Origin of the sequence: Paenibacillus sp. FSL H7-0940 (assembly GCF_037979415.1) — a bacterium.
In the GTDB taxonomy this organism is placed as follows: Bacteria; Bacillota; Bacilli; order Paenibacillales; family Paenibacillaceae; genus Paenibacillus; species Paenibacillus amylolyticus.
This window is the reverse complement of the sequence record NZ_CP150280.1, coordinates 6441984-6454542: the sequence shown is the minus strand read 5'-3', so window position 1 is coordinate 6454542 and position 12559 is coordinate 6441984. Positions and strand designations below refer to the sequence as shown.

At 47.7% G+C, this 12559-nt stretch carries 11 protein-coding genes; 2 read left to right on the top strand and 9 right to left on the bottom strand.

What is annotated here, in order from left to right:
- Window positions 1-7 precede the first annotated feature (7 nt).
- Both ftsX and ftsE read right to left on the bottom strand, forming a co-directional pair.
- Complete coding sequence (gene ftsX / locus MHB71_RS28345) at window positions 8-925, bottom strand: permease-like cell division protein FtsX (protein WP_036612410.1); 918 nt, start codon at window positions 923-925, stop codon at window positions 8-10.
- Window positions 915-1601 (bottom strand): cell division ATP-binding protein FtsE, encoded by a 687-nt coding sequence (gene ftsE / locus MHB71_RS28340; RefSeq protein WP_024631580.1) that lies wholly within the window; start codon window positions 1599-1601, stop codon window positions 915-917. Before ftsE ends, ftsX begins: the two co-directional genes overlap by 11 nt.
- 254 nt (window positions 1602-1855) lie before the next feature.
- Here ftsE and MHB71_RS28335 point away from each other — a divergent pair, with 254 nt between their 5' ends.
- Window positions 1856-3289, top strand: coding sequence for a VanW family protein (locus MHB71_RS28335; RefSeq protein WP_340028270.1), 1434 nt, complete (start codon window positions 1856-1858; stop codon window positions 3287-3289).
- Window positions 3290-3502: 213 nt separating this feature from the next.
- Here MHB71_RS28335 and MHB71_RS28330 read toward each other — a convergent pair whose 3' ends face one another.
- From MHB71_RS28330 to MHB71_RS28315, 4 genes are all read right to left on the bottom strand, one after another.
- Window positions 3503-5056: an MDR family MFS transporter gene (locus tag MHB71_RS28330; protein WP_340028269.1), complete on the bottom strand. Its 1554-nt coding sequence runs from the start codon at window positions 5054-5056 to the stop codon at window positions 3503-3505.
- A 72-nt stretch (window positions 5057-5128) separates the two neighbouring features.
- A complete protein-coding gene (locus tag MHB71_RS28325) occupies window positions 5129-5812 on the bottom strand; it encodes a hypothetical protein (protein WP_100528447.1) in 684 nt (227 codons plus the stop codon).
- 34 nt (window positions 5813-5846) lie between these two features.
- Entirely contained in the window at window positions 5847-6575 is a 729-nt protein-coding gene (locus tag MHB71_RS28320; protein WP_340028268.1) for a polymer-forming cytoskeletal protein, read from the bottom strand.
- Window positions 6576-6589: 14 nt separating this feature from the next.
- Window positions 6590-7213 carry a YhbD family protein gene (locus MHB71_RS28315; protein ID WP_340028267.1) on the bottom strand — a complete coding sequence of 208 codons (624 nt, stop codon included), beginning with the start codon at window positions 7211-7213 and terminating at the stop codon, window positions 6590-6592.
- Window positions 7214-7487: 274 nt separating this feature from the next.
- Here MHB71_RS28315 and MHB71_RS28310 point away from each other — a divergent pair, with 274 nt between their 5' ends.
- Window positions 7488-8276: an alpha/beta hydrolase family protein gene (locus MHB71_RS28310; protein WP_076254082.1), complete on the top strand. Its 789-nt coding sequence runs from the start codon at window positions 7488-7490 to the stop codon at window positions 8274-8276.
- A 206-nt stretch (window positions 8277-8482) separates the two neighbouring features.
- On the opposite strand, the gene argH is transcribed toward MHB71_RS28310, so the two are convergent.
- From argH to argF, 3 genes are all read right to left on the bottom strand, one after another.
- Window positions 8483-9886, bottom strand: a complete 1404-nt coding sequence (gene argH, locus MHB71_RS28305) for an argininosuccinate lyase (protein WP_340030237.1) — start codon at window positions 9884-9886, stop codon at window positions 8483-8485.
- A gap of 107 nt (window positions 9887-9993) precedes the next feature.
- Window positions 9994-11229, bottom strand: coding sequence for an argininosuccinate synthase (locus tag MHB71_RS28300; protein WP_017692004.1), 1236 nt, complete (start codon window positions 11227-11229; stop codon window positions 9994-9996).
- 325 nt (window positions 11230-11554) lie between these two features.
- Window positions 11555-12520 (bottom strand): ornithine carbamoyltransferase, encoded by a 966-nt coding sequence (gene argF / locus MHB71_RS28295; protein WP_047840650.1) that lies wholly within the window; start codon window positions 12518-12520, stop codon window positions 11555-11557.
- Window positions 12521-12559: the final 39 nt, after the last annotated feature.

Sequence of the window (12559 nt, the reverse complement as noted above, 5' to 3'; positions counted from 1 at the left end):
AACAAAATTAAACGTTGAGTGATTTCCGAATGGACAGCGTACTTCCCAAAATACCTACCAGCACACCAAGTCCGATCAACAGTGTTCCAAACAGCCCCCAGATTTCGCCGAGCGGGATTAAGTTAAGCATCTGCATGAAAACATCCTGACCAATCGTCTTCATCAACTGGCTGTACCCAACAAACAGCACACCAACCGTAATGACAGAGCCAATAAATCCAATGAGTGCACCTTCAATAAAGAAAGGCCAGCGAATAAAGGTATTGGTTGCACCAACCAGCTTCATAATTCCGATCTCCCGGCGACGTGCCAGAATCGTTACGCGAATCGTATTCGAGATCAGGAACATGGACATGAGACCCAGTCCCCCGACAAAAATAAATCCGATGTTACGAACAAGCTTCGTAAATTTGAACAACACTTCCACCGTTTCCTTGCCGTAGTTCACTTTCATGATCGGCTTCTCCGGGTGTTTTTCGTTCAAAGCTTCGATTTTTTGCGCCACAAAAGTGACGGTTTCCGGTTCAATGACCTCAACTTCAATGGTCTCCGGCAGTGGGTTGTTGTCCACATCGAAACCGCTAAGCACGTTATCTGCGCTCTCTCCAAGACGCTCACGGAACTCCTTGAGTCCTTCTTCCTTGGAAACAAAACGAATCTCACTTACTTCAGGCATCGCGCTGATTTCTTGCTCCAGTGTGTTACGCAGGTTCTCGTCCACATTCAGTTCGAGGAACGTGCTGATCTCCACCTGGCTATCAACCTGATTCGCCATGGAGTTCACATTGAGGACCAGTAGCATAAACACACCAAGAATCAATAACGACACAATGATGGACATGATGGAGGCCACAGACATCCAGCCGTTGCGGAATACGTTTTTGAATCCCTCCCGCAGATGGCGCAAGAGAGTACTAAAATTCATAACCGTATTCCCCTCTCATCTGATCCCGTACAATCTGTCCACGTTCAATCGCAATTACCCGCTTACGCATCGTATTCACGATATCTTTGTTGTGGGTTGCCATAACAATGGTTGTTCCCCGGAAATTAATCTCATCCAATAGTTGCATAATGCCCCACGACGTCTCCGGATCGAGGTTACCTGTAGGCTCATCCGCGATAATAACCGATGGGTTATTGACGATAGCCCGTGCAATGGCAATACGCTGCTGTTCTCCACCCGAGAGCTGTGAAGGTTCGCGATTTGCCTTGCTCCGCAGTCCCACCAAGTCGAGCACTTCCATCACTCGTTTCTTGATATGACGCTTCGGTGCTTCAATAACTTCCATGGCAAATGCCACATTCTCAAATGCTGTCATCCGTGGCAGCAGACGAAAATCCTGGAACACAACGCCGATGTTACGACGCACATAAGGAATCTTTCTTGGCTTCAACTTACCAATATTAAATCCGTTAATGGATATTTGTCCTTTGGTCGGAACTTCTTCTCTGTACATCAATTTCATAAATGTTGATTTACCTGCGCCGGACGGACCGACGATATAGACAAATTCATTGCGGTCGATCTTCACCGACACCCCTTGTAATGCGTGGGTCCCATTGGCGTAGGTCTTCCACACGTCCTGCATTTCTATCACATCATCACTTCCTGCTCGCATAGTTAGCCATTATAATTTCGACACAATCCCGGCATTTCCTTTAAAAAGACCTGAATTTCATCAGGGAAAAATCCACTTCGTTCCTGTTTCAATGGTGAAGCATGGATTCATATGAAGTTTATTGTAACAAATTTGTTACCTATTGAGTACCCGAAAGTTTTCCTGCATTGGATCATATATATAGAAAGTGTTACAAAGTCGGGAACAACTGAAGTATAAAGGAGCGTACGGTTATGAAAAAAATACATTTGACGGTCATTGTTCTATTCTCCATCCTCTTGATCGGCTCCGCGTCTTATGGATTGCTGTATATGTACGTGAATCAACCTGCCCTGCCCAAAAACGTTCATGTTGGCGGCATGCTGGTGGAGGGGAAGAATCGCAAGAACGTATTGCATGAATTGGATGAGCAGATCCAAAAGCTGGAGGACTGGCCTGTCACCTTTGAAGTGACTGAACCCAACCCCCAGACGATGTCGTATAGCGCAGCTCAGGTGGGGGTGAGCTACAACGTTAACAGCTTGAAATCCGCGATACAACAGCTGGAGGAAGGTAACCTGTGGGAACGCGCTTATGCACGTTATCATTTTCCGAAAGAGTTCTCTCTCGATATGACCTACAACTCAAGACCACTCCAAGAACATCTCAGCCCTGCCTGGGAAAAAGAAACCTTTGGTACACCTGCGGACGCTGTTCGCCGCATTACCACAAGTGACAAAGTCCAGTATATCCCGGAAAAGGGCGTCCGCCGCATTGATTGGGATACACTCACAAGTCTCATTCAGACCAAGTTGCACCGAGATTTCAGTGTACTGAACCCGGATGAAAAACCCGCCCCATTGCTGATCCAGGTACCACTGTATACGCTGAAACCTGAAGTAACTCTTGATTCGTTGCGCCAGGAAGGCATTGACCGAAAGATCATCCAGTTCTCCACGGGTCTAGGCAATAGTAGTGAAGGCCGGATACATAATGTCAGCGCAGCAGCGGAAGCGATTAACGGCATGATTTTGCCACCAGATGCCACATTCGATTATGAGAAGGTCGTCCGTCAAGCTGAAAAGGAGTATGGGTTTCGTGAGGCCCCGGTCATTGTTAATGGCAGACTAACCCCCGGAATTGGCGGGGGAATCTGTCAGGTATCCAGTACGGTGTATAACGCAGCGCTATTGACGGGTCTTGATATTATTGAGCGTCGCAACCATTCCCTGCCGGTCAAATATTTACCCAAAGGACTGGATGCCACCTTTGCCTCGGGAGCCATCAACTTTCGCTTCAAGAACAATACAGGAAAATCCTTACTCATTCATGCAGAGGTGAAGAACCATCAATTGATGGTGAAATTTTTCGGCACCTTCCCGGAGAATGTCAGCTATGCACTTGAATCTCGCACCATTGAAACATTAAGTGTTCCGGTAAAGTATGTGTCCAGTACGGTACTGCCTGATGGTGCACAGCAGGTGCTGCAAGACGGACAGCCTGGATATATTGTGGAGACGGTAAGAACCAAGAGGCTGGACGGAAAAGTGGTCGAATCCAAAACGATTACACGGGACACGTACAAAGCTCAGAATCGTCTAATTGCCCGATCCGGTCATAGTAGCCTGCCTGACCCGCAAGGGCCTTCTGTGGTCGAGGACGGGATTAGCGATACGAAGCAACCTTAGGCTCCTTTTCTGAAGCAGCCAAAAGAGTTCAATCCGTAATTCATGCATTCTAGGATAAACTGATCCTACGAAAACAAAAAGACACACTTCCCGCCCCTTTTAAGGATACGCAAGAAGTGTGTCTTTTTATGGTTTAAGATATGTTATTCGAGTTTTACCAAGCTACGATCAGCTGTACTACCTTAACTTATAGTTAGTTTACTGCATTACGGTTTAGTGACCACCGGTGTATTCGCCTTGCTCTTCGCCTACAACCATCTTCTCTCTTCCCATGAAGAAGGAAGCGACCAACGCGAGTGCAGCCGGAATGACAGCCCAGGCAAATAACTGCACGATGGAAGAGGACAGGGCATGTGTGATGGTATCCAGCACCTGAGGCGGAATCTCCTGTCTGAGTTCTGGTGAGAGCAACGCATGTGGATCGGTCAGATCCACTCCCTGCGGCACGCCACCCGCTGAAGCACCGCCTGCTTCAGCAGCTGAACCAGCGAGAGCATCGTTCATTTTACGCGTAAATACCTGGCTCTGTACGATACCAAAGATCGTAATGCCCATCGTCATACCGAGGGACCGCAAAAAGTTAAGTGTGGAGCTTGCCGCACCGCGTCTTTGCGGTTCAAACGCATTCATGGCTGCATTGCTAAGTACGGAGAACGAAGCACCGACACCCAGACCAACCATCACCATGTAGATACGTATCGTCCAAAGGGATGAGTTCTCATCCAACGTAGTCAACAATCCAAGTCCTATGACAAGTAAAGCCAACGTAGGAATCATGATATTACGATACTTGATTTTGGTCATCAACACCCCGCCCAAGGACGCCGTCACAACGGACCCAAGCATCATGGGCAGCAGCACAAGACCGGAGTTGGTCGCTTTACCACCGAGTACCCCCTGTATGAAGATCGGAATGTACACGGATGCTGTAATGAACGCCGCACCACTGAACATACCAATAACGTTACTGGACCAGTAGACCCGGTTGCGGAACATGCTGAAAGAGATGATTGGTTCTTTGGCTTTGGTTTCTGCAAAAAGGAAGAGCAGCGCTAATGCTACAAATCCGGCAAACAAGCCAAGAATCTGCCATGAACCCCAGGCAAATGTTTTGCCGCCAAGTTCCAGACCAAAGATCAGGCACACAACAGCACCGATCAGCGTTACAGCACCCAGCCAGTCGATCTGTTGGGATTGATGCTGATGGGATTCTTTATAGAAGAACGCAATAAACACAAATGCAATCAAGCCTAGCGGCAGGTTGATATAGAATACCCATTCCCATGTCGCATACTGGGTAATGTAAGCACCGAGCAGAGGTCCGAATACGCTGGAGAGGCCAAAGACGGCTCCAAACAATCCACCCAATTTACCACGAGATTCTGGCGCAACGACATCAAACATGATCGTAAAGGCTATCGGTACCAGGGCCCCCGCGCCAATACCTTGAATCGCTCTGTACATCGTCAATTCCACAATAGACGTTGCCGTTCCGCACAGCGCTGAGCCAAGCATAAACACAATAATACCAAATACAAAAAACTTCTTCCGTCCATACATATCGGATAACTTACCGAAGATCGGCATCCCTGCCATCTCAGCCACCATGTACGCGGAGGTAACCCAGACGAACTTGTCGAGCCCACCCAGCTTCCCGACAATGTCCCCCATAGCTGTTGCCACGATGGTATTATCCATCGAAGCCATTAGTATGCTGAGCAGTAACCCTGCCAGCACCAATCCAATACTGTTTTTACGTGCAGCCATTGTACTCAATCTCTCCATTCACGCTCTATTCATATGACTGCATTAGTATATCCGAAAAGAAGTCTGCGTTAATCAGTCCAAGGACCGATTGCTTTGCAGCAAAACTTCCGATTGCGGATGAATTTGCAGAGATGAACGATATTCCACTGTACCAATCCGGCAGCCAGGACCGATTTTTATTTTATCGCCACGGACAATCTCGGCCTCCGTATTCTCTAATTCAATGTCATCACCTTCGATAATCTGTGCCTTGAGAATTGATTTATTCCCCGTAAACAAGTCATTCAACCGGCCACTCTTCACCGAGATGATGGAACCACCCATTTCCTTGACCTCGGATGGACCCATGATTTTGAGTGTCATGTGTTCAGCGCTTAGCATCCCCGCTATCGTCAAACGCCCGTTCAGCTTGATATTTTCCGCCTGACAATCCCCTGACAGATGAAGTTCACCGACCACTTTTATATGCTCAGCTTTGGCATGCAGGCCAGATGCCTGGATTCCATCCTCACCATCGTTGCTGGTCTCTCGCTCTGTTAGAGTCAGGGTTCCGGTAATTTTAATATCTGTGGATTCAAGCGATCCGTATATGACCGATGTACCCGTACATTTGAATCGTTCACAAGATAGATTGTCGTTAAAGGACGCGTCCCCTACAACCTTGATCTTGCCGTACACGCCACCAGAAGAACTGCCATCACCAACGATGCTGATATCCATTTTTTTGTCCAATGAACGCCCAGGATTGTTATTCATGTCGATCCCATCCCTTTCTCTCCATATCCAAACTTTAAATTCGCTGACTGCTGCCCACCTTGGCATCCTGATCTACCTCAAGTTCACCTGAATACTCAACCAGTCTGATGTTACAGCCGCGACCGATAAAAATGTTACTCCCCCGAACAATGTCAGCTTCGGTATCTTCCAGCACAATCTCATCACCCTCAATTAAGGAAGTCTTAAATGAAGGAGTCCCGCCCAGACCAATACTTTTCCAAAAGCCATTCTGTTGTTCCTTGCGACGAATATCGATACGCTCTCCGCCAATCTCTTTAGCCGAAGATGATGTATGCAGCCTGATCTCCACTGTTCCCGCATTCAGTAAACCGCTGATCTTAATATTGCCCCGTACATTCAGGGACTCACATTGGACATCCCCTTCAATATCGATCACACCGCCAATATCAATTCGTTCCCCATCCACTCTTCCACGTACGGTACACTTTCCGTTCACTTCAAGTTCAGGGCTATGGAGATCTCCGTTAATCGTCGTCATGCCATCCACCCGAACACGAGAACTGGTCAGAGGTCCATTCAACGTGCACATGCCGTTAATCGCTGCACTCTCGGAGGTCAAAGCGCCGTGCATCTTCAATGTTCCATTCACTTCCATAGAGGTGCAGTCCAGGTTGCCGTTCACCTTAGCCATGCCATCAATAGATACACGGTGAAAATTCCCGCCTGCCGTTTGACTTATGCCCGCCACATTCAGATCATTCCGCTTATTCCGCTCTTCCATAGATGATCCTCTCCTTATCCCAATTTGAGTTTTAATTCTTCCATAAATGTTCCCATCGGCTGCCTAAGAACCACTTTCACACCATTGTCAAAATAAAACTCCGTTCCTGCTGTTACCAGCATGAATGAAGGAACACCCATCTTACGAATAAGCACGAGTTCGCTGGGTTTGCCTGTAAAACGATAATAATGTTCGGACATCACTTCGATCAGCAACGCACCCTCTTGCCGAGTAATATCTCCGCTCATTAACAGCTTATCAAGGACGTAGAGCATCATAATCTGCTCCAAAGCATACAGCGGTTGTTCTCGACCTGCTTCTTTTAACAGATCCAGCGAGATTTGTGAAACAATGTTTCGATCTAATAGTTGCTGTGCAGACATCTCTACTTCACCCAACGTAGGTGAGAACACGTCTGCCAGCTCATCCAGCGATAATCCGTCTTTCATATTGAGAATCTTGTCAATGCGCAGTAAAATCTGTTGTTTGGGAAAAAAAGTCTCTTGTCCGGTGTAGGACGACTTCCGAATGAACCATTCTTCCGGAATGAGATTTTTCCGCTTCCAACGGTATAACTGGCCGTATGAGATTCCTGTCAGGTCCAACAATTCTTTCTTGGAGATCAAATCATCCGTCATATATGGTCCCCCTTTTTATTGAAGTGAGTGTAACATAACATTGTTACGTTGTAAACCAGATTGAAAAATCGATGATCAGATTACAGATTTCCACTTTAACCACTGGTGTGAAATTCTTTGTTTTCTACTGTAGATCTTGTTATTGCAATGGAAGCGTAATGCGTATAACCTGTTACATATAAACACTTTGGAGGCTCAGGCATCCGATTTCCATCCCATCGTCTCATGTCAGAACACGTGGTTAACGAACTTATGAAAGGGGTTTCTTATACTCATGGCACTTATTAAATGTGATTTTTACTCGGATACGCTCGGGCTTAGCACCAGCATGCATGTCATTCTGCCGCAACAAACCCACAATCAGATCGGTATGGAGAATGTGACTGGCAAAGGACTGCACCCAACCCTGTACCTGCTGCACGGTCTGTCTGATGATGATTCCATCTGGCTGCGTCGGACTTCCATCGAACGTTATGTGGCCAACCTCGGGATCGCCGTTGTTATGCCACAGGTACATCGCAGCTTCTATACAGATATGGTAGAAGGCGGACGTTACTGGAGCTTTATCAGTGAAGAACTGCCGGCACTTGCTCGTTCTTTCTTCCCGCTGTCAGATCAACGGGAGGACAACTTCGTTGCCGGATTATCCATGGGTGGCTATGGGGCGTTCAAGCTGGCCCTTCGTAAACCAGATCAATATGCGGCTGCTGCCAGTTTGTCTGGAGCACTCGATATGTCTGCACATATGGATAGAAACGCATCCTCTGCTTTGCAACAGACGGAGTTACAACGGATTTTCGGACCACAGGTGGCAGGCACTGAGAACGATCTGATTCATCTGTTAAAAGAAAGCCAATCTAGTGAAAGTCCTCGACCTTTGCTCTACCAATGCTGCGGAACGGAAGATTTCCTGTATGAGGATAATCAAACCTTCCGTCAAGCCTGTGAACAAACGAACTTCGAACTGACATACGAGGAAGGGCCTGGTGAACATGAGTGGGGCTACTGGGATGCCAAGATTCAGGATGTATTGAAATGGTTGCCTTTACAAAAGCGCGATTAGTGGAGAATTGCAATGGAGCTACCGCGAGTAACTAAACTGGTACTCCGATAGTAGAACAACCTAACTTCCGTTCGCGGTTGAGTTCAATATATCTAGAGCACATCGCTGTAAAACACAAAGAAGCAGGCCGTTGAGAACAAAGTTCTCTGACCTGCTTCTTTGTTGTACTGTTGTATCTGTAAGGGTACCTTATAGTGGCGGTGGTATTAACCGCGGTTCGTAATCCATTGCTCGGTGATCTCCAGTACCTTCTCACTGCGTCCAATCGCTTCAGCAACTTGACCCGAAGCTGTCCCGCCGTAAACATTACGAGCGTTCACTACCGCTTCCGGTTGCAGTACATCAAAGATCCGGTCATCAAACAGTGGTGAGAACTGACGGAATTCATCAATCGTCAGATCCAGCAAATACTTGTTGTTCTGGATGCAGTACAGCACCGTTTTACCAATCACTTCATGCGCCTGACGGAAAGGCAAGCCTTCGCCCACGAGGAAGTCAGCAATATCCGTAGCATTGGAGAAATCCTGGTTGACCGCTTGACGCATCCGATCCTTGTTTACTGTCATTGTCGCGATCATTGGAGCAAACAGTTGCAGTGCACCCTCCAGCGTCGCTACCGTGTCGAACATACCTTCTTTGTCTTCCTGCATGTCTTTGTTGTATGCCAGTGGAAGAGATTTCAATACTGTCAGCAAACCGATCAGGTTGCCGTACACACGTCCTGTTTTACCACGAACGAGTTCAGGAACGTCCGGGTTTTTCTTCTGAGGCATGATGCTGCTGCCTGTGCAGAATGCGTCGTCCAGTTCAACGAACCCAAACTCTGTGCTGCTCCACAGCACCAACTCTTCACTCAGACGGGACAAGTGAGTCATGATCAGCGAAGCTGCCGCCAGAAACTCAACGATAAAGTCACGGTCGCTTACTGCGTCCAGACTGTTCTCGTAAACCCCATCAAAGCCCAGTTGTTCCGCGACAAAATGACGGTCAATCGGGAATGTTGTGCCCGCGAGCGCACCTGCGCCCAGTGGCAGGATGTTAATGCGTTTGTAGCTGTCCATCAGACGCTCCGCATCCCGTTGGAACATGGATACATACGCCATCAGGTGATGAGCGAACAGAATCGGCTGTGCCCGTTGAAGATGCGTATAACCCGGTACGATGGTATCGAGGTTATCTTTCGCTTGTCCAATCAGTGCTTCCTGCAAGGAATGCAGCATGCCTACAAATCCAACGACGCGCTCACGCAGGTACAAGTGCATATCCGTTGCAACTTGATCGTTCCGGCTACGGCCTGTATGTAATTTACCGCCTACAGGACCAATCGTCTCGATCAGGTTTTTCTCAATATTCATGTGGATGTCTTCATCCGATACGGAGAATTCCACTTCGCCCGCACGGATTTTGTGCAGAACGGTGATCAATCCTTCTTTGATGGTCTCTACATCTTCCGCTGGCAGAATGCCGCATTTGCCCAGCATCGTTACATGAGCCAGACTTCCTTGAATATCTTCCTCTGCCAAAGCCTTGTCAAAATTGATCGATGCCGTATATTCCTCAACCAAATGATTGGTTTGTTTTGTAAAACGTCCTCCCCACAGCTTGCTCACGGTGAGTACTCCCCTTTCGCTCATGGACAAAGCCGCTCCTGCCAGATGTGCAAGAACGGCCTGCCTTGTCATTTATATTGATATAGCTCTATAGATGCAGGTTGAAATTAGTTTTTGTTTTGCTCCACGCCGGAGTTTACTTTCAAACGCAGTGCATTCAGGCGGATAAAGCCTGTTGCATCACCTTGATCGTAGGCTTGCGTTGGATCAGCTTCCATCGTTGCGATGTCCGGATTGTAGAGACTGACAGGACTTTTAACACCTGCGCCGATGATGTTGCCTTTGTAGAGTTTCACACGAACTGTACCTGTAACGTTCTTCTGACTTTCAGTCACCAGTGCTTGCAGCGCCAGACGTTCCGGTGCGAACCAGAAGCCGTTGTAAACGAGTGTGCTGTAACGTGTGATCAAGCTATCACGCAGGTTCATCACTTCACGGTCCATCGTGATGGACTCCATTTTGCGATGTGCGGTGAACAAGATTGTTCCACCTGGTGTTTCGTATACGCCACGGCTCTTCATACCAACAAAACGGTTCTCAACCATATCTACACGGCCAATACCATGTTTGCCACCCAGCTCGTTCAGTTGCTCCATCACTTGCAGTGGGCTCAAGCGCTCACCGTTCAGTGCAACACAGTCACCTTGTTCGAATTCCAGTTCAACATATTCCGCTTGATCTGGTGCATCTTCAGGTGCACTGCTCAGCAGGAACATGTCTTTGTTCTCGTCCGCGCTTGGATCGAACCAAGGATCTTCGAGCACACCGCTCTCATAGCTGATATGCAGCAAGTTACGGTCTGTGGAGTATGGTTTAGCCGCAGAAGCGGTTACCGGAATGCCATGTTTCTCAGCGTATGCGATCATCTCGGCACGTCCCGGGAATTGGTTACGGAATTCTTCCAGACGCCAAGGTGCAATTACGTTAATGTCTGGTGTCAGTGCAGCCGCGTTCAGCTCAAAGCGAACTTGGTCATTTCCTTTACCTGTAGCGCCGTGAGCGATGGCTGTAGCCCCTTCTGCACGAGCGATGTCCACCATACGTTTAGCGATCAGTGGACGAGCGATACTTGTACCAAGCAGGTATTGTCCTTCATAGAGGGCACCCGCCTGGAACATCGGATAGATGAAATCTTTTGCGAATTCATCGCGCAGATCGTCGATGTATACTTTGGAAGCGCCTGTTGCCAGTGCTTTTTCCTCCAAACCATCCAATTCATCCTTTTGTCCAATATCCGCTGTGAATGCAATAATCTCAGCATCATACGTTTCTTTCAACCATTTCAAAATTACAGATGTGTCCAACCCGCCTGAATACGCGAGTACAATTTTTTCCTTAGCCATGTTCAATGGTCCTCCCCAAGATCAGTTAAGTTAAACAGAGCCTTCATACACTGAATCCTACGAGCCAGAAAATCCTTCCGATCACTGTTATCCCCAGATTTTTTTCATCCCTTTATGACAAAGGGTAAAATCCGGGGATAGCCTATGCTTCGGATGCAGCTTTCTTTCAGAAAGCTTTCAGGTGCACGCTTCGCTTCTTCAGGCTTTTTCTGTCTCTCCGTGTTTGTGTATGCTTCTTATTTAATTAACTTTTTAAAGTACATTATAGATGAATCTATCATCGCGAAATCTGCGCCTAAAATCAACCCATAAAGGCAAATAGCATCTATTCGCTCATTAATGCAGCCATTAATGCTTTCTGTGCATGCAAGCGATTCTCCGCCTGATCAAAGATCAGGGAGTTCGGTCCGTCAATTACACCGGCACTCACTTCTTCGCCGCGGTGTGCTGGCAGACAGTGCAAGAACATGTAGTCCGGCTTCGCACCTTTCATCAGTTCCTCGTCCACTTGATATGCGGCAAATGCCTGCTCACGAATCTTCTGCTCTTCCTCAAAGCCCATGCTCGCCCATACATCCGTATACACGATATCTGCATCTTTGGCTGCTTCTTGTGCACTGTACGTTACAGTCACTTCAGAACCGCTCTCCTGTGCGATAATGCGCGCCTGCTCCACAACTGCACTATCCGGCTCATAACCTTCTGGCGTTGCGACAGCAACATGCATTCCCATCTTCGCTGCTCCGAGCATCAGGGAGTGAGCCATGTTGTTGCCATCTCCGATGTAAGCCATTTTCAGACCTGCCAGCTTGCCTTTGTGCTCCAGCACCGTTTGGAAGTCTGCCAGTACCTGACAAGGATGCGCTGCATCGCTCAGGCCGTTAATGACCGGAACATCCGCATGCTCTGCCAGTTCAGTTACATTATGGTGTCCAAAGGTACGGATCATGATGCCGTCCAGGTAACGGGACAATACTTTGGCTGTATCATGTGTTGTTTCCCCGCGACCCAGCTGGATATCATTTTTGCTCAGGAAGAGCGCGTGTCCGCCCAATTGGAACATACCCACTTCAAAAGATACACGCGTACGTGTGGATGATTTTTCAAAAATAAGTCCGATCGTTTTGCCTTTCAACGGTTGAAAAGGTACACCGCTTTTTTGTTTGCCTTTAATCTCAATTGCGAGATCAAGCAGATAACGAATTTCCTCGGCTGTGTAGTCCGTGAATTCGATAAAATCCCGGCCTCTCAGATCAATTTTCTGAATCTTTTCCGTCTGTTGTGCTGTCATGTATAATGTCCTCCTTATTTCCGGTTCCCTGCACCCGCA